Below are 20,490 nucleotides of genomic sequence, written 5' to 3' on the forward strand. Positions count from 1 at the left end.
GCCGCATAAAAGCGGCGGGAGGGGAGTCTCGTGGGCATCACGTTTTTCTTCCTGGTCTTGGCTCCTCTATGCATTATATGGGCCACCCGTCCGGACCGGCTTATCCAGCTCATGGTCATCATGGGGATCTTCGAGGCCAGCGCCGCGATCACGATCGGCGGCTTCGGCATCGCCCCGAGTATATTGCCGGCCATGACGATGATTGCCTATATAGGAATGCAATTCCTGCTCGGTGCCCGCTATCCCGGCCGCGCGCGGGTCTGGCCGCTCGCCGCTCCCCTGATCGGCATCGCGGGGTGGGCACTCCTGACATCCTGGCTAAGCCCCCGGCTCTTTGAGGGGCGCGCCTATGTCTGGCCGCAAAAATCTACCCCCCCCTTCGTCATTACCCCCCTCGCCCCGACCTCATCCAACCTCAATCAGGATCTTTACCTTCTTCTGAACATCGTTCTTTTCGTCATGGTCGCGTTGTATGCAACGCGGCAAGGGCCGGCGGGGCATCCTTTTCATCCTGTCGGCATCCTGCGCACCTATTTTGCGAGCGTCCTGCTCGCCTTCGGCTTCGGCGTCTGGCAGTTCGCCAGTCATGTCGCGCATGTTCCGTTCCCCTCCGACATACTCTATTCGAACCCCGGATGGTCTATCCTTACAGAACAAACCATCGGTTCTCTTCCACGGATCAATGCAACTTTCTCCGAGCCATCCGCGTTTGGCGGCTACATGGCGGCTGGCGCCTTCTGTTCAGGATGGCTGATCCTCAATGATTTTCCGGGCACACTGGTCAGAATTACTTTGGCCGTCGCCATTGCCGGCGTTCTGCTTTCCACATCAGCGACCGGGATTGTCTCCCTGGGAATCGGGGCTCTGATCGTGGTCGTCATGGGTCTCACAATCCATGCGAAACGATTCCTGCCCATCATCCGGCGGCGGGCCATCCAATTCCTGCTCTTCAGTGTCCTGCTGGCAGTCCTCGTGACCGTCATGGTCCCCGACCTCCTGACCAGTCTCGGCACGATCTTCGACAGCGTGACGAACAAGCAGGGCAGTGAATCCTATAACGAGCGCAGCTCTACCGATCTCGACAGCCTGCAGGCGGCAATAGACACGTTCGGATTCGGCGTCGGCTGGGGCAGCAACCGTTCGTCCAGCCTCATTCCCGGCCTGCTGGCGGCAATCGGCATCCCAGGCATGCTTGGCCTCCTATGGTTTGGATGGCGCCTTGTGTCGCGTGTCAGGTCGTTGGGAAAGATGGATCGCAAACTGCCCGACATCCAGCTTGTGAACGGGGCCAGCGCGATCGTCGTGAGCTACCTGGTCTCCGCATGCCTCTCCGGCCCGACGATCACCTCGGCCACTTTCTACGTCTTTCTTGCATTGCTGATTGCCGGCGTCGCCCGGGCGGAGAGCACGCAGGCAAGCAAGGCATCCGCACGCCTTTTTCCTCCGGCCGCACGACGTCAGTCCGAAAGCGGGACAGACATGCGGGACCGCCCCCTCCAGCACTCGTGGGTGATCACACCGTGACAATACGATTTCCCGTCACGCACGGGCCAGGCCGATCAGCGCGCAGAACGGGCATGTACCGTCTTGTGGGCGCCTTCGCCTGCGCCGCGCCGTTCTTTCCTGCTCATGCGTCCGCACAGGTGCTGAGCCAGTATTTTCCCGAGATCGGGCGGGGTGTCGGCGAAATCTGGGTCGATGAGGAACAGCTCCGGCTCAGCAGGGAATTCCAGCCGCAGGGGCTGCATCTCGGCGGGTTCAAGCTGAATGGAAACCTGAACGAGGGCGTCGGCTACATCGACAATGCCAATCGTCTGCCGGGCGGCGTGCAGAGCGCGATCATATCGACCATGGCGCAGATCGGCCTGACGTCGGACTGGTCGGCGGACCGTCTCTATACCAACGCCTCGGTCTCCGACCTCCGTTATCCCAGCCAGGGGTCCCAGAACCAGACGACCTGGACGGCGGCGATCGGCGGATACCACGATATCGCCAATGACAGGCTGGGCTTCGACTATTCCCATCTCAGCCTGGTCCAAGTACCCAACACGATCGGCAGCTTCGCGACGATCCAACCCGTCAAATACCGGGTCGACCGAGCAGCGCTGAGCTATACGATGGCACGCGATGGACGCTTTTCCCTGATTCCGGAGGCGAACATTACGAATTTCGCGTTCGATCAAAGCGCCCGCCTCCCCTCGGCAATCGGCATTGCCGTTCCCCAGACCTATCGGAATCGGGCAGTGATCGTCGAAAGCCTCACGGGCCGTTACCGCTGGACGGAAGCAGCCAGCGCGCTGGTCATGCTGCGCGGAACCGAAATCCGCTATACGCATGGGCTCGCCGGCTATCCGGGCCGCGATTCCAACGGGTTGGCGCTCCTGGCGGGAATCGATTACAACGCCGTCCACCTGGTCGACCTGCGCGTCATGGCCGGATATCAGCGCCGCTTCTACCGCAATGCCGCCTATCCCGATTATGCCACGCCGATCGTGGAAGCCCAGGCAAGGTGGGCCCCCACCCGCCTGACACGCCTCCAGTTGGACGTCCAGCACGGGATCGAGGACAGCGCCTTCGAAAACGTGGCCGGCTTTACCTACACAAACGTGCAGCTCGGCCTCACCCACCAATACCGGCGCGACGTCCTCCTGTCCGGGTATTTCACTTTTCAGAAAGGAGAATACCAGAACACGCCGACACACCTTGTCGGCAGCATCCTGACCCAGTCCGGCGGTAGCCAGACCATCTTCGGTGGGGGGCTTTCGGCTCAATGGCTCATCAGCCGACACCTCAGCCTGAACCTCGACTACACAATCTCCAACCAGAACGTCCTGGGCACGACAGGAAAATTTACCGTCAACACCGTCATGATACGGGTGGACCTGAATCTGTGACCTGACACGATCATTACCAACCAACCTCAGCAGGGAAGTTCCGACATGTCGTCGCTCCGTCATACTTTTGGTGTTCGTACCGCAAGACTCGGCTTCCCGCTCATGCTCACGGGGGCATGGCTCGCCGGGTGCGCGCCTGGAAGTGACCTGACACCAATCCCCCGGTATGATCCGGCGAGCTACACGATCGGCGTCGGCGACCGGATCAATATCTCGACGTTCGGCGAAAATCAGTTCCAGACCGACGCACGCGTGCCCGTCGACGGAAGCATCGCCTTTCCGCTGATCGGCATGGTCAAGGCCGAGGGGCTGACAGCCGGGGAGCTTGGCCAGCGTGTCGCCACCACGCTCAAGGACCAGCATATTCTCAGCAACGCGAAGGTGACCGTGCAGGTCGTGGAATACCGCCCGGTTTCAGTCATCGGCGAGGTCGAACATGGCGGACAGTTCGCCTATCAGCCCGGCATGACCATGCTGAAGGCCGTAGCGGCCGCCGGAGGGTTCTCCTACCGCGCGTTCCAGGACTACGCCTATGTCGTCCGTCAGGAGCCAGGCGGCGCGGTGGTCGGCCGCATCGAACCGCAGGATTACGTAAAGCCTGATGATGTCATCAAGGTTTACGAACGACACTTCTAATGCACCATCGGTGACAACAGGCCCTGGAACGCCAGAATCCTTCCTCTCGCATGGCGGAAGATTCCGGGCTCCAGGCTCTGGCCGTACCCCGGCCCCGGAGACCATGCCTGGCAGCGCATGATCCTTTCGAATGCCGTACGCATTGCCATGACCCAACCGCACGAATGGCATCCGCGAAGGAAACTGGCGCCTCCTGCGGCAGATTATGGCCGACCCCACCCGAAATCGGGCGGTGTACGCAGCGCCCGGTGCAGCGCGCCCGATAGGTCTCGGGCGCCGGGTCGGCCTGGCGGCCACACCGGCAGGACCAGCGGCGCGCCACGCGTGTCCGCCCGGTGGCGCCCAACGCCCCCGATGCATGCAAGGTCGAACCGTCGGCCATATGCGGCGTTGAAGTCTGGCGCGTGCAGGGTGCGCCTCCCACATGTGAAGACCAGCGGAAACGACCAGGAAGAAGCGGTTAACATCCAGCCGTCGATTCATCATGAGTACGATGATGCAGATCATCCCAACAAGGCCGGGTCAGGAAATGTCGATCACTTACGAAGGCACATTAAAGAAAGTTTCCCGCGCTGCCTTCGGCACAGCAAGTGTCATGCTGATGATCCTGTCCCTGGGACTCATCTTCTACGGTCTGTTCAACCTTCTGTTTACGCTGCTGACTTCCTGGCACGAAGGACGCGACGCCCTTCTTTTGGCCATCAGCTATGTCGTTATCGCCATCGCCGTATTCGACGTGGCAAAATATTTCATGGAAGAGGAAGTCATTCAAAGCCGCGTCAAGGTCTCGCCTCTCGAAGCGCGCCTGAGCCTCACAAAATTCATCACGACGATCATCATCGCCGTTTTCATCGAGGGTCTGGTGGCAGTCTTCGAGGTAAGCAGGGAACATATCCAGCAGATTTTCTATCCCATTGGGCTTCTCGTGACGGCAACGATCGTCGTCCTGTCGCTGGCGGTTTACCAACGTATCAGTGTAGATACCGAAAATCAGGAATCGCGCGCCGTCATCCGACCGAAATAGGGGTGCATCCCCCCCCCCGCCCCACATCGTCATGTTCATCATGCGTGACCGGGGTCGACGACGGCCGGTCTCCGCACGCGTGTCGAATCCCATACGCCGTCCTTATCAATGCGGACTGGACGGCAGCACGCTCCATTCCTCCTTTCGCCGCGGGCGACTCTTCAAACCGACCGTAAAATTCATCGTGATCGCTCGCAATTGACGCACTTTCCCCTGCCACCGGCAGCTATATCAACTGTCGGCGGGCAACCATGCCCGCATGCCAGGCTTCCGTACGCCGGATCATGGAAAGATGCCGCTTGATGCAGGACCGGAGGACTAGCGGGCGGCACGTTGCCGGGAAAGGGCACGCGCCGGAGACGGCACCCTGCGGGGCACTTCCACCGGATCGGCCACAAGCCCGCACCGCACGGTCATGAACGCGATCGTCCGGCTCGCGCTCGCCCGCCCCTACACATTCGTGGTCATGGCGATCCTGATCGTGATCGCCGGCGTGCTGTCGGCCGTCCGTACGCCCAAGGACATCTTCCCCGATATCAGCATCCCCGTCGTCGCGGTCGCCTGGACCTATACCAACCTTTCGCCGCAGGACATGTCGGGCCGCATCCAGCTCCCCTTCCAGCGTGCGCTGACGACGACGGTGAACGATATCGAGCATATCGAGGGCCAGGCCCTGACCGGGATCGGCGTCACCAAGATCTTCTTCCAGCCCGGTGCCGATGTGCGCCTCGCCAATGCCCAGGTCACGGCGATCGCCCAGACGCTGCTGCGCCAGCTTCCGGTCGGGACAACGCCGCCGCTCATCCTGAACTACAACGCCTCCACCGTGCCGATCCTCCAGCTCGGCCTGTCGGGAACGGGGCTGACCGAACAGCAGCTCTATGATTTCGGCTTCAACTTCATCCGCACCCGGCTGGTGATGGTGCCCGGTGCCGCCATTCCCTTCCCCACAGGCGGGCGGGTACGGCAGATCCAGATGGACCTCGACCCCAGCCAGTTGCAGGCGCGCGGCGTCTCGGGCCTGGACGTAGCCAGCGCCCTGTCCATCCAGACCCAGATCACCCCCGCCGGTTTCGTGAAAATCGGCGAATACCAGTATAATCTCCGCCTGAACAACGCGCCGCCATCGGTCGAACAGCTCGACATGCTGCCGGTCAGGACGGTGAACGGCGCCGTGGTCCGCATCCGCGACGTGGCCCATGTGCGCGACGGCTCGCTGCCGCAGCAGAACATCGTCCATGTCGACGGCCAGCGTTCGGCCCTGCTGACGGTGCTGAAATCGGGGGCGACCTCCACCATCGCCATCGTCCAGGGCATTCGCGACACGATACCCGACGCCAGGCGCGGCCTGCCGAAACAGCTTCGGATCACGCCCGTCAACGACCAGTCGCTGTTCGTCCGGGCCGCCGTCAGCGGCGTGCTGCGCGAAGGCGCGGTCGCAGCCGGGCTGACCAGCCTGATGATCCTGCTCTTTCTCGGCTCGTGGCGCTCCACCCTGATCGTGGCCACCTCGATCCCGCTTTCGATCCTCGGCGCCGTCGCCATCCTGTCGGCCTTCGGCCAGACATTGAACGTCATGACACTGGGCGGGCTGGCACTCGCCGTCGGCATCCTGGTGGACGAGGCGACGGTAACGATCGAAAATATCGAACGCCATCTGGAGATGGGCAAGGATGTTCACCCCGCCATCATCGACGGCTCGGGCGAGATCATCGTGCCCGCCTTCCTGTCGCTGCTGTGCATCTGCATCGTCTTCGTGCCGATGTTCTACCTGCCGGGCGTGTCGAGCTTTCTCTTCGTGCCGATGGCCCTGTCGGTGATGTTCGCGATGATGATGTCCTTCCTCCTCTCGCGCACATTGGTTCCCACCATGGCCATGTTCCTGCTCCGCCCCCACAACCATGGGGACGGCACGGCGGGCGGCATGTTCACCCGCTTCCAGCACGGATTCGAACGGCGCTTCGCATCACTCCGGGAGCAGTACGGCAGGGTGCTGGAGGCCGTTCTGGCCCATCGCGGCCGCTTCATCTGCCTCTTTCTTGGCTTCGCCGTCCTCAGCCTGGCCTTCCTGCCCTTTCTCGGCCGCAATTTCTTTCCTCAGGTGGATGCAGGGGCGATAACCCTGCATGTGCGCGGACCGGTCGGCATGCGGATCGAGGAAACCGCCTCGCTCTTCCTGAATGTCGAGAAGCAGATCCGCGCGCGCATCCCGGCCGGCGAAGTGCTGTCCATCGCCGACATGATCGGCCTGCCGAACAGCGCCATCAACGTGTCCTACAGCGCCTCCGGCACGATCGGGCCCGAGGACGGGGACATCCTGATCGCGCTGAAGGAGGACCACCATCCCACCGCGCGCTATATCCGCCGCCTGCGCGCCGACCTCCCCCGGCTGTTCCCGCAGGCCAGCTTCGCCTTCCTGCCATCGGACATCACCAGCCAGATCCTCAATTTCGGCGCCCCGGCCCCGATCGACATCCAGGTCAGCGGGCCGCAGCCCGACGAGACACGGCAGTTCGCCGAACGGGTGCTGCGCGACATCCGCCGCATCGACGGGCTGGTCGACGCCCGGATACAGCAGCCCGCCAGCTATCCCGAACTGCGTTTCGAGGTCGACCGTACCCGCATCAACCAACTGGGCCTGACGGAAGGCGACGTCACCAGCAGCATCGCAACCTCGATCGCCGGCACATCGCAGACCGCCCCGCTCTACTGGCTGAACCCGCAGAACAACGTGACCTACCCGATCTCGGTCCAGATGCCGGAGTACCGGATCGGCGCCCTGTCGGACGTGATCGGCCTGCCGGTGACCGGCACGGGCGCCCTGGCAACACGGCCCCAGGTGCTGGGCGCACTGGGCACGATCACGCGCGGCACCACCTCCCCCGTGGAAGGGCAATACAATATCCGCCCGCTGATCGACATCTTCGCCGGCAGCGACGGGCGCGACCTGGGTGCCGTCGCCTCCGACGTGCAACGGGTGCTGGACCGGCTGGAGCCCCAGCGCCCGGCAACGGTCACGGTGACGCTGCGCGGGCAGTACGAGTCCATGACCACCGCCTTCTCCGGCCTCGGCGCGGGGCTGCTGGGGGCCATCGTGCTGATCTATCTGCTGATCGTGATCAATTTCCAGAGCTGGACCGATCCATGCATCGTCATCCTCGCTTTGCCGGCGGCACTGGCCGGGATCTGCTGGATGCTGTTCGCCACCGGCACGCCGCTGTCGGTCCCGGCCCTGACCGGCGCGATCATGTGCATGGGCGTCGCCACCGCCAATTCCATCCTGGTCATCGCCTTCTGCCGCGAACAGCTCGCCGAACATGGCGATGCGCTGCAAGCGGCGATGGCGGCCGGCAAGACCCGCCTGCGGCCGGTGCTGATGACCGCGCTGGCCATGGTCATCGGCATGCTGCCCATGGCGATGGGCTTCGGCGAAGGCGGCGAGCAGAACGCCCCGCTCGGCCGCGCCGTCGTCGGCGGGCTGATCTTCGCCACCTGCGCCTCGCTGTTCCTCGTGCCGGCCCTGTTCGCCATCATCTATCAACGCCGCGCACGGGCTGCCGTGCATGAAGCCTCCGCTCATGCGTGACCCCGCTCCGACGCAGACGGAGACGGAGACGCAGACACAAGGCGGCAGGCCACCGCCCCGGCTCGGCCAGTTCGTCCTGATCGGGGCATCGCTATTCGCGCTGGTCCTGGTGGCGGGCACGCTGTTGCGCCTGCATGCCCGACACCGGCTTCATGCGGAAACACTGGCCGGCACAATCCCGACGGTGACCATCATCCATCCGGGCGGCATGGCGACGGACAGGCTGGTCCTGCCCGGACGGTTGCAGGCCTGGTACAGCGCGCCCGTCTACGCCCGCACCAACGGCTATCTGCGCCGCTGGTATGTCGATATCGGGCAAAAGGTGCAGCAGGGCCAGTTGCTGGCGGAAATCGACACGCCCGATGTGGACCAGCAGCTCGCCGCCGCCCGCGCCGCACTGGCAACCCGCACCGCCCAGCGCGACCTCGCCCGCATCACCACCCGCCGCTGGGACCGCCTCAATGCGCAGAACGCGGTGTCCCAGCAGGAAACCGACGAACGAAGGGGCAATTTCGCCGCCAGCGAGGCCACGCGCCACGAAGCGGCGGCCGAGGTGGAGCGGCTGGAAACCCTCTCTGGCTTCAAACACATCACCGCGCCATTCACCGGCATCGTGACCAGCCGCGCCACCGATATCGGCGCCTTGATCGTCGCCGGCACCACGGCGGCCCAGCCGCTCTTCACCGTTTCCGATGTCACCAGGCTGCGCCTCTATGTCAGCGTGCCCCAGGCCTATGCGGCCCGGATGCAGGACGGCATGGTGGTCGCCTTTACGGTACCCGATTACCCCGGCCGCACCTTCCAGGCCCACCTCATCCGCTCATCGAACGCCGTCGATCCCCAGTCCGGCGCCATGCTGGTGCAGCTTGTCTACGACAATGGCGAAAACCTGCTGAAACCGGGCGCCTATGCCCGGATCGCCTTCACTTTTCCCGGCACCGATACCACTGCCGGCACCGCATCCTCCCCCGTCCGCGTGCCCGCCAGCAGCCTGCTGTTCCGGCGCGACGGCACCACCGTCGCGACGATGGATTCCAGCCACCATGTAAAGATCCAGCCCATCACCATCGTGACCGATTTCGGCACCGAGCTGGAGGTCACGGGCCTGCCACCGCAAAGCGCCGTCATCGACAATCCCAGGGACGATCTGCGCGACGGCGACGAGGTCCGGCCGCAGGACACCCCGCATGGCACCTGATTTCCGTTGCAGAGCCCTGCTTCTCACTCTCGCGCTGCTTTCTGCCTGCAACCTGGCGCCCGACGACCACAAACCCGCTCCCCCTACCGTCCCCGCCTTCAAGGAAAGCGGCCCCTGGACCCCGGCACAACCGGCAGACACGGCCGGCCGCCCGGACTGGTGGACAATCATGGCGGACGCCAGGCTGAACGCGCTGGAGGCCCGGATCGCGCATAACAGTCCCCAGCTTGCGGCAGCGGTGGCGCGATACGATCAGGCCCGCGCCCTGGTGCGGCGTGCACGGGCCGAATTCTTCCCCCAGATCGACGCAGCCTCCAGCGCCGAGCGCGAACGCGCCGTGTTCGCCCAGACCGGCAATCGTTTCGATTATCGTACCTACGCCGCCGGCGGCACCATTTCATGGGAGCCCGATCTCTGGGGCCGCATCCGCAACCTCGTCGCCGCAGCACGCTCCGACGCCCAAGCCAGCGCCGCCGATCTCGCCACCATGCGTCTCAGCCTGGAGGCCGAACTGGGCGAGGATTATTTCCAGCTTCGCGGGCTGGATGCCCGGATCGACGTCCTGCGCCGCACGATCGCCGCCTATCAGGCGGCGCTGGACCTGACCACGACCCGCTTTACCGGCGGCGCGGCAAGCGAACTCGATGTCGGCCGCGCCCGCACCCAACTGGCCTCGGTCCAATCCCAACTGGACCAGCAAGTGGCCGATCGCGCCCTGACCGAACACGCCATCGCCGTGCTGATCGGCGAGGAACCGTCCCTGTTCTCCCTCCCTCCGGCCAGCGCCATGGACCCGGTGCCGGTCATCCCCGTCACGGCCCCATCCACGCTGCTGCAACGCCGCCCGGACATCGCCGCCGCCGAACGGCGCATGGCGGCGGCAAACGCGCGGATCGGCATCGCACGCGCGGCCTTTTTTCCTACCATCACCCTCGGCGCATCGGGCGGATCGGCAACGACAACGGGCATGCTGCTATCGGCGGGGACGGGCGTGTGGGCCCTCGGCCCGGCACTGGCCACGCTGGCCGTTTTCGACGGCGGCCGCCGCTTCGCCGATCTGGCCGCCATGCACGCCGCCTATGCCGAAGCCGCCGCGAATGACCGCCAGACCACACTCAACGCCTTCCGCGAGGTCGAAGACCAGCTCGCCCTGCTCAACCACCTGGCCGACGCCTCCGCACGACAGGAAGAGGCCGTCTCCGCCGCCGCCCGTACCAACCAGTTGGCAACCATCCAGTATCGCGAAGGCGCGGTGGATTATCTCCAGGTCGTCATCGCCCAGACCGCAGAGCTGCAGGCACGCCAGGACATGATCACCATCACCACCCGGCGCCTGGTGGCGGGGATCGACCTCGTGCGCGCCATGGGCGGCGGATGGGAACGATCCCCACGGGACCGTTAAATATTCGGCAAAGATTTCCCGTCCTGCAACCTGGTATCCGCGGCACACGTTCAGCGGCGACAACCCGATGGTGTTGTCCATGTGGAGCTTCTGTGCGCTGCATCCCCTGATGCTCTATGCCATCGCCATCGCGGCCCTGCTGGCGATGATGCTGGCCCTGGCTTCCGTCACCGGCAACCGGCGTGTCGGCCCCGCCCGTGGCGCATCGATGAACCTGCCGTTCGAATCCGGCATCCTGCCCGTAGGCTCGGCCCATCTGCGCCTGCCCGTGCAATATTATCTGATCGCCGTGTTCTTCGTGATCTTCGATGCCGAGGCGGTCTTCCTGTTCTCATGGGCCCCGATCGTCCGGCAGGCAGGGTGGCAGGGCTATGGCGCAGTGCTCCTGTTCACGGTCTATCTGGGGATCGCACTGGCCTATCTGTGGCGCAGCGGGGGTCTGGAATGGGGCCCCACGCAGCGACTGACCCGAAAGGTATCATAGGCATGCGCTGGTCCCTGACCTCGGCCTCGGCCACCCCGGCCTCCACGCGACCGGAGAACCCGACCGCGGCCGAGGCGGTCCGTCGCAGCCTGGTCATGGGCCGCCTGCAGGATTTCGTGTCCTGGGGCCGGAAGAATTCGATCTGGCCGTTCAATTTCGGCCTCTCCTGCTGCTATGTCGAAATGGCGACGGCCTTCACCAGCAAATACGACATTGCCCGTTTCGGGTCCGAAGTGCTGCGCGCCACCCCGCGCGAGGCCGACCTGATCGTCATCTCCGGCACCGTATTCGTGAAGATGGCCCCGATCATCAAGTATCTCTACGATCAGATGCTGGAACCGCGCTGGGTCATCTCGATGGGCTCCTGCGCCAATTCTGGCGGCATGTACGACATCTACAGCGTAGTGCAGGGCGTGGATTCCTTCCTGCCGGTCGATGTCTACGTGCCCGGCTGCCCGCCGCGCCCCGACGCGCTGCTGGAGGGGCTGATGCTGTTGCAGAACGCCATCGGCACCCAACGGCGCCCGCTGAGCTGGATGGTCGGCCCGCAAGGCATCGAACGCGTGACACCACCCAGCATGCGCGACGCCAGGCGCGACATACGCCGCGCGGCGCGCGACCTCCGCTCTCCCGACGCGCTCTGAACGGAGGCGACGATGATCGTGGCCACCCCACCCCGGCCGGCCGATCTTCGCGCGCCCGACACCATGTTCGCGCAGGTGACGCGCGCCTCCACGCCCGCGATCCTGGCCATCGAGCCAACACGCGACGCCGTGCCGACGGTCTGGATCGCACGGCACGATGTGCATGATGTCCTCGCCCGCCTGAAACAGCCGGACACGGCACTGCGCATGCTCTTCGACCTGACGGTGATCGACGAGCGCGAACGCACGCATCGCGGCAACCAGCCCGCATCCGCCTTCACCCTGGTCTATCACCTGCTCTCCTTCGCCGACGCCGGCGACGAACTGCGCGTGAAGGTCCCCCTGCCGGCAGACCGCCCGCACGCCCCCACCATCACCGACCTGTGGCCGAACGCGAACTGGTACGAATGCGAGGCCTGGGACCTGTTCGGCATCGTCTTCGACGGGCACCCGTTCCAGCGCCGCATCCTGACGCCGCCAACATGGGTCGGCCACCCGCTGCGCAAGGACCATTACGCCCGCGCCACCGAAATGCCGCCCTACAGCCTGACCGAGGACCAGGAGAAGCGCGAGCAGGAGGCCCTCCGCTTCGATCCCGGCCAATGGGGCATGCGGCGCCATTCGGCGAACACCGATTTCATGTTCCTCAATCTCGGCCCCAACCATCCCAGCGTACACGGCGTGTTCCGCATCGTGCTGCAACTCGAAGGCGAGCGGATCGTCGATGCCGTACCCGATATCGGCTTCCACCATCGCGGCGCCGAGAAAATGGGCGAGCGCCAATCCTGGCACAGCTACATCCCCTACACCGATCGCGTCGATTATCTGGGCGGCGTGATGAACAATTTCCCCTACGTCATGGCGGTGGAAACGCTGGCGGGCATCCAGGTCCCCCCCCGGGCGCAGATGATCCGCGTGATGCTGGCGGAACTGTTCCGCATCGCCAGCCACCTGGTGTTCTACGGCACCATGAGCCAGGATGTCGGCCAGCTTTCGCCCGTATTCTACATGTTCACCGACCGCGAGCGGGTGTTCGAGATCATCGAAGCCATCTGCGGCTTTCGCATGCACCCCGCCTTCTTCCGCATCGGCGGCGTCGCGATGGATCTACCCGTCGGCTGGGACGCCCTGATCCGCACCTTTCTCGACCATCTGCCGAAACGCCTCGACGAATACGAGAAAATGGTGATGCGCAACGGCATTTTCCGCGCGCGTACCAAGGGTGTTGGCGCCTACACGCTGCGCGAGGCGATCGAATGGGGCGTCACCGGCCCCGGCCTGCGCGCCTGCGGGCTGGAATGGGATTACCGCCGCCGCGCGCCCTATGCCTGCTACGACCAGCTCGAATTCGACATCCCGACGGCCACGAACGGCGATTGCTACGACCGCGTGGTGGTACACATCGCCGAAATCCGCCAGAGCCTGCGCATCGTCCGCCAATGCGTCGACAACATGCCCGCCGGCCCGACCAAGGCGGACCATCCGCTCACCATCCCGCCGCCCAGGGCACGGACGATGCACGACATCGAAACCCTGATCCATCATTTCCTGAATGTGAGCTGGGGCCCGGTCATTCCACCCGGCGAGGCGCGCGGCTGCATCGAGGCCACCAAGGGGCTCAACCAGTATCACCTGATCAGTGATGGCGGCACGATGTCCTACCGCACACGCATCCGCACCCCCTCTTTCCCCCACCTGCAGATGATCCCGCTGATCAGCCGCGGCGCCATGATCGCCGACCTGATCGCCATCATCGGCAGCATCGATTTCGTGATGGCCGATGTCGACCGCTGACGCCCCGCTTCCCCCCGATTTGCGGGCCCGGATCGCCGATCTCGCCCAGGCCGAGCACCGGCTCCGCGCAGCCTCGGTCTCCGCGCTGACGATGGTGCAGGACTATTTCGGCTGGGTCAGCGACACGCATCTGGCCGAAACCGCCTCCCTGCTCGGCATGTCACCGGCCGATCTCGACGGTATCGCCACCTATTTCAACCTGATCTTCCGCCGCCCGGTCGGGCGGCACGTCATCCTGCTGTGCGACAGCGTCTCCTGCTGGATCATGGGCCGAGACGCCGTCTGCACGCGCCTGCAAGCCCGGCTGGGCATCCGGCCGGGCGAAACCACGGCGGACGGCGCCGTCACGCTGCTGCCGATCGTCTGCCTCGGCCATTGCGACCACGCACCTGCCATGCTGGTGGACCGGACCCTCCATGGCGACCTGACCGCCGAGACGGCGGAGCAACTGGCCGACACCCTGCGGGCCCCCACGCCATGACCATATCCGACCGCCCCCTCACCGCCATGATCGGCCTGCCCGACGGCCCGCCCGATTGCGCCGCCTATGGCCGCGCCGGCGGCTGGCAGGCGGTTCGCCGCGCCCTGCGCGACATGACCCCCGATGCGGTGATCGACATGGTCACCGCATCGAAACTGCGCGGCCGCGGCGGGGCGGGCTTCGGCACCGGCCAGAAATGGAGCTTCGTACCCAAGGACCCCGCCGCCACCCGCCGCAAATACCTGATCGCCAACGCCGACGAGATGGAGCCCGGCACCTTCAAGGACCGAATATTGCTGGAAGGCAACCCGCTGCAACTGATCGAAGGCATGATCATCGCCGGCTACGCCATCCAGGCCGGCCACGGCGTGATCTTCCTGCGCGGCGAATATCATCTGGCGCTGGAGCGGCTGAACCGCGCAATCGCGGAAGCCCGGCAGGTCGGATGGCTGGGCGAGGACATCCTGGGCTCCGGCTTCGGGTTCGAGATCCACGTCCATGCCAGCGGCGGCCGCTATATCTGCGGCGAGGAAACCGCCCTGCTGACCGCGCTGGAAGGCCGCCGGGCCCAGCCGCGCAGCAAACCGCCCTTCCCGCAGGTCGGTGGCCTGTGGGGCGCGCCCAGCGTCGTCAACAATGTCGAGACGCTCTGCAACCTGCCGCACATCGTCACCAACGGCGCGGAATGGTTCGTCTCGCTCGGCCTAGGCCCGGACAGCGGCACCAAGCTCTACGGCGTCAGCGGTCGCGTGCGCCGGCCCGGCGCGTGGGAACTGCCGATGGGCACCCCCCTGCGCGCGATCATCGAGGAGCATGCCGGCGGCATACGCGACGGCTACCGGCTGCGCGCACTGCTGCCCGGGGGTGCCTCCACCGCGTTCCTCGACGCCGGACAGATCGACATACCGATGGACTATGGCGCGGTGGAAAAGGCCGGCAGCCGGCTGGGCACCGGCCTGGCCATCCTGCTGGACGACCGGACCTGCCCCATCGGCATGCTCCATAATCTGGAACATTTCTTCGCCCAGGAATCCTGCGGCTGGTGCACGCCCTGCCGCGACGGCCTGCCCTGGGTCGAGCGCCTGCTGGACGCCATCGAGAACGGCACCGGCGAGCCCGAGGATCTGGACCGGCTGCACGACCATGCCCGCATGATCGGCCCCATGGGCCGCACCTTCTGCGCGCACGCACCGGGCGCCATGGCCCCGCTGGCCAGCGGCCTGAAACTGTTCCGCGAGGATTTCGACACCCACATCCGCCTGCGGGCCTGCCCGCTGCGTCACGCCGCATAGAAGGAACGACGGGACCATGGCGACGATCCTGATCGACGGCCGCGCCTGCCCCGCCCGCACGGACGAGAATCTGCTGCAAGCCTGCCTGGAGGCCGGCGCCGACCTCCCCTATTTCTGCTGGCATCCGGAGCTGGGCTCGGTAGGCGCCTGCCGCCAGTGCGCCATCAAGCAGTTCAGCGGCCCCGACGACAAGACCGGCCGCATCGTCATGGCCTGCATGACGCAGGTCACCGACGGCGCGATCCTGTCCATCGACGATCCCCAGGCGCGGGAATTCCGCGCCGGTGTCGTCGAATGGCTGATGACCAACCACCCGCACGACTGCCCCGTCTGCCCCGAAGGCGGCGAATGCCACCTCCAGGACATGACGGTCATGACCGGCCATGATTCACGCCGCTATCGCTTCGCCAAGCGTACGCACCGCAACCAGGATCTGGGGCCGTTCATCAATCACGAAATGAACCGCTGCATCGGCTGCTATCGCTGCGTGCGCTTCTATCGCGACTATGCCGGCGGCGAGGATCTGGCGGCCTTCGCAGCCCATAACGACCTCTATTTCGGCCGCCACGAAGACGGCGCGCTGGAAAGCGCCTTCAGCGGAAACCTCGTGGAAATCTGCCCCACCGGCGTCTTCACTGACAAACCGTTCTCGGCTGTCTACAGCCGCAAATGGGACATGGGCGGCGCGCCCTCGGTCTGCGCGCACTGCGCCGTGGGCTGCAACACCATCGTCAATGCGCGGCAGGGCTCGGTCCGCCGGGTGATCAATCGCTATCACGAGGCGGTCAATCGCTATTTCCTGTGCGATCGCGGGCGTTACGGCCATGGGTTCACCAACGCCCCCACCCGCCCGCGTGCGCCCATCCTGCGGCAGGGCGGCATCCCCGTTCCCATCTCGATGGCAACCGCACTGGAACGGTTCGCCACCATGGCCAAGGACGGCCCGATCGTGGGCATCGGATCGACACGGGCGTCGCTGGAATCGAACTTCGCCCTGCGCTGTCTCACCGGCCCTGACCGGTTTTCAACCGGACTGGCGCAGCTTGAGCATGACCTGACCATGCAGGTCCCAGCCCTCCTGCGCGCAACGCCGGCCCGCAACCCCAGCCTGCACGACATGGAATCCGCCGACGCCGTCCTGGTACTGGGCGAGGATGTCTGCGTCACCGCCCCGCGCCTGAGCCTGGCCCTGCGCCAGACCCTGCGCCGGGCTGCTTTCCCCGCCGCCGACGCGGCGAAGGTGCCGCACTGGATGGACGCCGCCGTGCGCATGTTCGGCTCCGACGCCCCCTCGCCGCTGATGGTGCTGACACCCGCCGCCACCGACCTCGATCCGATAGCGGCCACGGCTCACCGCGCGGCACCCGACGCCATCGCGCGCCTGGGCTTCGCCGTCGCCCACCGCCTCGACGGTTCGGCGCCCGATGCGCCGGACCTGTCGGAGACGGAATCCCGACTGGCGGACACGATCGCCACCGCCTTGCGCACCGGCCGCCGCCCCTTGATTGTCGCCGGCCTGCAATACGCCAACGCCGCTCTCATCCACGCCGCCGCCAACATCGCCACCGCCCTGCATGCCACCGGCGCGGACGCGGCGCTGTCACTGGTGGCTCCCGATTGCAACAGCATGGGCATGGCTCTGACAGGCGGTATCCCGCTCGACGCGGTGCGCACCATGGCCCGCACAGGGCACATCGGCACGCTGGTGGTGGTGGAAAACGACCTGACCCGCCGGCTGGATACCGCAACACTGGACGAACTCCTGGCCGCCGTGCCCCACCTCGTGGTCATCGACCATATCGCCACAAGACTGGCCGAACGCGCGGACCTCGTACTGCCGGCCGCCAGTTTCGCCGAGAGCGGCGGCACGCTGGTCAGCACCGAAGGCCGCGCCCAACGCTTCCTGCCGGTAATCACCCCCACCATGCCGGTTCAGGAAAGCTGGCGCTGGACCCAACAGTTCACCCGGGCCGCCACCCACGCGGACGCACCCGAATGGACGAACCTGGACCAGATCGTAGCCACAATAGCGCACGATATTCCGGCCCTGTCCCGTATCATCGATGCCGCGCCCGACGCCGGATACCGTCTCGACGGCCGCAGGCTCCGCAGCGAACCGGCACGCATCAGCGGTCGCACGGCCGTCCGGGCCAATATCAGCGTCCACGACCGCCCCTTGCCGCAATCGCCCGACACCCCCCTCTCGCCCTCCATGGAAGGCGCCTATTCCCCGGACACGCCCGGCGCCCTGGTGCCCTTCTATCACGCCCCTGGCTGGAACTCCGTCCAGTCCCTCAACCGCTTCCAGCAGGAAATCGGCGGCCCGATGCGGGGTGGCGATGCCGGCGCACGCCTGCTGGATGACGGCATCCCCGCCCAGGCCCCCGAATGGCATCATGACATTCCCGCCCCCTCCACCGCCGCCCCCGACGACCTGCTGCTGCTGCCCGAACCCCGCCTGTTCGGCACCGAGGAACTCAGCGCCCTCTCGCCCCCCATCGCCGCACGCGTAACGCCAGCCACCCTGCGCCTCGGCACGCTGCCGGCAGGACTGCAGGATGGCGGCATGGTCAGCCTCACGCTGGCCGGCGAACGCCTCACCCTGCCCGTCCGGCACGATCCGGCACTGCCACCCGGCATCGCCCTGTGCCCGCCCCATCTGGCCGCCCGCGCCTTTACCGCCCCCGTCCGCGTGCAACTGCACAGGGACGATACGCCATGACCGTTCCAATGCCGCTGATCATCGGCGTGACCCTTGCAGTGCTGCTGGGGCTGGCCACCTTCCTGACCTGGTTCGAACGGCGGCTGCTGGGCCTGTGGCAGGACCGCTACGGCCCCAATCGCGTAGGGCCGGGCGGCATCCTTCAGGCCGTGGCCGACGGCGTCAAGATCCTGTTCAAACAGGACTGGATACCTCCCTTCGCCGACCGGGGGGTGTTCGTGCTGGCGCCTGCGATCGGCATGATGACGGTGCTGCTGTCCTTCGGCGTCGTGCCCGTCACCGCGTTCTGGAGCATCGCCGGCAATCTGAATGTCGGGCTGCTGTTCGTGCTGGCGATGATGGGGATGGGCGTCTACGGCGTGGTGCTGGCCGGCTGGGCCTCCAACAGCAAATACGCGCTTCTGGGCGGCATGCGCGCGGCAGCCCAGATGATCAGCTACGAAGTGTTCATGGGCCTGTCGGTGCTGGGCGTCGTGATGCAGGCAGGCTCGTTCAGCATGCGCGACATCGTGCTGGCGCAGTCCGGCCTGTGGTTCATCGTGCCGCAGGTGCTGGGCTGCATGGTGTTCATGCTCGCCGGCGTGGCGGAGACGCATCGCCTGCCCTTCGACCTGCCGGAAGGCGAGAACGAACTGGGTGCCGGTTTCCACACCGAATATTCGGGCATGAAGTTCGGCATGTTCTTCCTGGCCGAATATGCCGGCGTGGTCCTGATTTCGGCCCTGCTGGCCACACTGTATCTGGGCGGCTGGCAGGGGCCGTTGCTGCCGCCCCCATTGTGGTTCGGCCTGAAGACCGGGGCGCTGGTCTGCCTGTTCATCCTGCTGCGCGCGGCACTCCCCCGCCCGCGCTACGACCAGTTGATGGCCCTGGGCTGGAAGATCCTGCTGCCGCTCTCCCTGCTCAACATCGCCGCCACCGGCGCGATCCTGCTCCTGCATGCGCCGGGATAGAGGAAGACCATGCCATGTTCGGAATCCTGCGCACCCTCTGGCTGACCTTCCTGCATATGGGCCACCGCCGCGTGACGGTGGGCTATCCCGAGCACAAGCCTCCCCTGCCGCCGCGCTATCGCGGCCGGATCATCCTCTCGCGCGATCCCGATGGCATGGAACGGTGCGTGGCCTGCAATCTGTGCGCCGTGGCCTGCCCGGTGGACTGCATCAGCCTGCAAAAGGCCGAGCAGGACGGCAGATGGTATCCCGACTATTTTCGGATCAACTTCTCCCGCTGCATCTTCTGCGGCATGTGCGAGGAAGCCTGCCCGACCTACGCCATTCAGCTCACCCCCGATTTCGAGATGAGCGAATATCTGCGGCCGAACCTGGTCTACGAAAAGGAAGATCTGCTGATCAGCGGCACCGGAAAATATCCCGACTACAGCTTCTTTCGCGTCGCCGGCGTGAAAATTCCCGGCAAGGACAAGGGCGAGGCCGAACGCGAGGCCCCGCCCGTCGACATCCACACCCTCCTGCCATAGCCGGGAGAAGCACCATGTCGGACCTTCCCTTCATCCTCTTCTCGCTGGTCGCCGCATGCGCCGCCATCATGGTCGTGACGCGCGCCGTTCCGGTGCATGCGTTGCTGTATCTCGTCGTGCTCCTGCTGTCGCTCGCCGGCATATTCCAGGCATTGGGCGCACCGTTCGCCGCGATGCTGGAAATCATCATCTATGCGGGTGCCGTCATGGTGCTGTTCGTCTTCGTGGTGATGATGCTCAATCTGGGCCGGACGGACCGCGACCGGGAACGGCACTGGATGGCACCCGGAATCTGGATTGGCCCTGCCATCCTCTCATGCCTCCTGCTGGCCGCACTCTGCATCACGCTGCGCGCCCTGCCGCCCGCTGCAGGTCCCGATACCCTGGTTTCGATCGGGCCGCAGGCCGTCGGCATCATGCTCTACGGCCCCTACGTGCTGAGCGTGGAGCTGGCCTCCTTCCTGCTTCTGGCCGGTCTGGTCAGCGCCTTTCACATCGGCCGCAACATCCGCGGTACCGTGACGGGAGAAGCGTGAGATGAGCACGCCCTCTCCCACCGAAGCGCTGCTGCTTGCCAGCATCCTGTTCGCCACCGGCCTGCTGGGCGTGCTGGCCCGGCGCAACCTGCTGCTGATGCTGATGTCCATCGAGATCATGCTGAACGCGGCGGCGCTGGCCTTCATCGCCGCCGGCGCGCGCTGGCATGCGGCACAGGGGCAGGTGATGTTCCTGATGATCCTGTCGCTCGCTGCCGCCGAGGCCGCCGTCGGGCTGGCTATCATCCTGCGCCTGCATGCCGCCGGCCGCCCGACATTGGACGCCGATACCGGCAACCGACTGAAGGGATAGGGAA

17 protein-coding genes are annotated in these 20,490 nt (G+C 65.6%); all 17 read left to right on the top strand.

The annotated features are described in order from the left end of the window. Nucleotides 1–30: 30 nt before the first annotated feature. Complete coding sequence (locus HLH36_RS06315; protein WP_182985583.1) at nt 31–1,524, top strand: O-antigen ligase family protein; 1,494 nt, start codon at nt 31–33, stop codon at nt 1,522–1,524. A gap of 53 nt (nt 1,525–1,577) precedes the next feature. Continuing rightward, on the top strand, nt 1,578–2,894 hold the full coding sequence (locus HLH36_RS06320; RefSeq protein ID WP_182985584.1) for an outer membrane beta-barrel protein: 1,317 nt from the start codon (nt 1,578–1,580) through the stop codon (nt 2,892–2,894). 45 nt (nt 2,895–2,939) lie between these two features. Beyond that, nucleotides 2,940–3,530, top strand: coding sequence for a polysaccharide biosynthesis/export family protein (locus tag HLH36_RS06325; RefSeq protein ID WP_182985585.1), 591 nt, complete (start codon nt 2,940–2,942; stop codon nt 3,528–3,530). Between the two features lie 493 nt (nt 3,531–4,023). Then, the gene (locus HLH36_RS06330) at nt 4,024–4,554 is read left to right on the top strand and encodes a hypothetical protein (RefSeq protein ID WP_246376507.1); all 531 of its coding nucleotides are present in this window, start codon (nt 4,024–4,026) and stop codon (nt 4,552–4,554) included. 415 nt (nt 4,555–4,969) lie between these two features. After that, nucleotides 4,970–8,140, top strand: a complete 3,171-nt coding sequence (locus HLH36_RS06335) for an efflux RND transporter permease subunit (RefSeq protein WP_182985586.1) — start codon at nt 4,970–4,972, stop codon at nt 8,138–8,140. After that, nucleotides 8,133–9,338, top strand: a complete 1,206-nt coding sequence (locus HLH36_RS06340; protein WP_182985587.1) for an efflux RND transporter periplasmic adaptor subunit — start codon at nt 8,133–8,135, stop codon at nt 9,336–9,338. The genes HLH36_RS06335 and HLH36_RS06340 overlap by 8 nt, the downstream gene beginning before the upstream one ends. Further along, complete coding sequence (locus HLH36_RS06345; RefSeq protein WP_182985588.1) at nt 9,328–10,740, top strand: efflux transporter outer membrane subunit; 1,413 nt, start codon at nt 9,328–9,330, stop codon at nt 10,738–10,740. Before HLH36_RS06340 ends, HLH36_RS06345 begins: the two co-directional genes overlap by 11 nt. Before the next feature lie 67 nt (nt 10,741–10,807). Continuing rightward, nucleotides 10,808–11,224: an NADH-quinone oxidoreductase subunit A gene (locus HLH36_RS06350; protein ID WP_246376509.1), complete on the top strand. Its 417-nt coding sequence runs from the start codon at nt 10,808–10,810 to the stop codon at nt 11,222–11,224. A gap of 2 nt (nt 11,225–11,226) precedes the next feature. After that, nucleotides 11,227–11,868 (top strand): NADH-quinone oxidoreductase subunit B, encoded by a 642-nt coding sequence (locus HLH36_RS06355; RefSeq protein ID WP_182985589.1) that lies wholly within the window; start codon nt 11,227–11,229, stop codon nt 11,866–11,868. A gap of 12 nt (nt 11,869–11,880) precedes the next feature. Continuing rightward, entirely contained in the window at nt 11,881–13,662 is a 1,782-nt protein-coding gene (gene nuoC, locus HLH36_RS06360) for an NADH-quinone oxidoreductase subunit C/D (protein WP_182985590.1), read from the top strand. After that, entirely contained in the window at nt 13,649–14,143 is a 495-nt protein-coding gene (nuoE, locus tag HLH36_RS06365; RefSeq protein ID WP_182985591.1) for an NADH-quinone oxidoreductase subunit NuoE, read from the top strand. The genes nuoC and nuoE overlap by 14 nt, the downstream gene beginning before the upstream one ends. After that, nucleotides 14,140–15,435, top strand: coding sequence for an NADH-quinone oxidoreductase subunit NuoF (gene nuoF / locus HLH36_RS06370; protein ID WP_182985592.1), 1,296 nt, complete (start codon nt 14,140–14,142; stop codon nt 15,433–15,435). Before nuoE ends, nuoF begins: the two co-directional genes overlap by 4 nt. Before the next feature lie 16 nt (nt 15,436–15,451). Next, nucleotides 15,452–18,157 carry an NADH-quinone oxidoreductase subunit NuoG gene (nuoG, locus tag HLH36_RS06375; protein WP_182985593.1) on the top strand — a complete coding sequence of 902 codons (2,706 nt, stop codon included), beginning with the start codon at nt 15,452–15,454 and terminating at the stop codon, nt 18,155–18,157. Beyond that, the gene (nuoH, locus tag HLH36_RS06380; RefSeq protein WP_182985594.1) at nt 18,154–19,110 is read left to right on the top strand and encodes an NADH-quinone oxidoreductase subunit NuoH; all 957 of its coding nucleotides are present in this window, start codon (nt 18,154–18,156) and stop codon (nt 19,108–19,110) included. The genes nuoG and nuoH overlap by 4 nt, the downstream gene beginning before the upstream one ends. 14 nt (nt 19,111–19,124) lie before the next feature. Continuing rightward, nucleotides 19,125–19,637 carry an NADH-quinone oxidoreductase subunit NuoI gene (gene nuoI / locus HLH36_RS06385; protein ID WP_182985595.1) on the top strand — a complete coding sequence of 171 codons (513 nt, stop codon included), beginning with the start codon at nt 19,125–19,127 and terminating at the stop codon, nt 19,635–19,637. Between the two features lie 14 nt (nt 19,638–19,651). Next, entirely contained in the window at nt 19,652–20,173 is a 522-nt protein-coding gene (nuoJ, locus tag HLH36_RS06390; protein ID WP_182985596.1) for an NADH-quinone oxidoreductase subunit J, read from the top strand. A 1-nt stretch (nt 20,174) separates the two neighbouring features. Further along, entirely contained in the window at nt 20,175–20,486 is a 312-nt protein-coding gene (gene nuoK / locus HLH36_RS06395; RefSeq protein WP_182985597.1) for an NADH-quinone oxidoreductase subunit NuoK, read from the top strand. Nucleotides 20,487–20,490: the final 4 nt, after the last annotated feature.

Source organism: Gluconacetobacter aggeris, assembly GCF_014174395.1.
GTDB classification, from domain to species: domain Bacteria; phylum Pseudomonadota; class Alphaproteobacteria; order Acetobacterales; family Acetobacteraceae; genus Gluconacetobacter; species Gluconacetobacter aggeris.

Bases quoted from the DNA above. Each gene is read 5' to 3' on its own strand.
- HLH36_RS06325 (WP_182985585.1), top strand. From the start codon at position 2,940: ATGTCGTCGCTCCGTCATACTTTTGGTGTTCGTACCGCAAGACTCGGC.
- nuoI (WP_182985595.1), top strand. From the start codon at position 19,125: ATGTTCGGAATCCTGCGCACCCTCTGGCTGACCTTCCTGCATATGGGC.
- nuoF (WP_182985592.1), top strand. From the start codon at position 14,140: ATGACCATATCCGACCGCCCCCTCACCGCCATGATCGGCCTGCCCGAC.
- nuoJ (WP_182985596.1), top strand. From the start codon at position 19,652: ATGTCGGACCTTCCCTTCATCCTCTTCTCGCTGGTCGCCGCATGCGCC.
- nuoK (WP_182985597.1), top strand. From the start codon at position 20,175: ATGAGCACGCCCTCTCCCACCGAAGCGCTGCTGCTTGCCAGCATCCTG.
- HLH36_RS06335 (WP_182985586.1), top strand. From the start codon at position 4,970: ATGAACGCGATCGTCCGGCTCGCGCTCGCCCGCCCCTACACATTCGTG.
- HLH36_RS06345 (WP_182985588.1), top strand. From the start codon at position 9,328: ATGGCACCTGATTTCCGTTGCAGAGCCCTGCTTCTCACTCTCGCGCTG.
- HLH36_RS06320 (WP_182985584.1), top strand. From the start codon at position 1,578: ATGTACCGTCTTGTGGGCGCCTTCGCCTGCGCCGCGCCGTTCTTTCCT.
- nuoC (WP_182985590.1), top strand. From the start codon at position 11,881: ATGATCGTGGCCACCCCACCCCGGCCGGCCGATCTTCGCGCGCCCGAC.
- HLH36_RS06355 (WP_182985589.1), top strand. From the start codon at position 11,227: ATGCGCTGGTCCCTGACCTCGGCCTCGGCCACCCCGGCCTCCACGCGA.
- nuoH (WP_182985594.1), top strand. From the start codon at position 18,154: ATGACCGTTCCAATGCCGCTGATCATCGGCGTGACCCTTGCAGTGCTG.
- HLH36_RS06350 (WP_246376509.1), top strand. From the start codon at position 10,808: ATGGTGTTGTCCATGTGGAGCTTCTGTGCGCTGCATCCCCTGATGCTC.
- nuoG (WP_182985593.1), top strand. From the start codon at position 15,452: ATGGCGACGATCCTGATCGACGGCCGCGCCTGCCCCGCCCGCACGGAC.
- HLH36_RS06330 (WP_246376507.1), top strand. From the start codon at position 4,024: ATGATGCAGATCATCCCAACAAGGCCGGGTCAGGAAATGTCGATCACT.
- HLH36_RS06340 (WP_182985587.1), top strand. From the start codon at position 8,133: ATGCGTGACCCCGCTCCGACGCAGACGGAGACGGAGACGCAGACACAA.
- nuoE (WP_182985591.1), top strand. From the start codon at position 13,649: ATGTCGACCGCTGACGCCCCGCTTCCCCCCGATTTGCGGGCCCGGATC.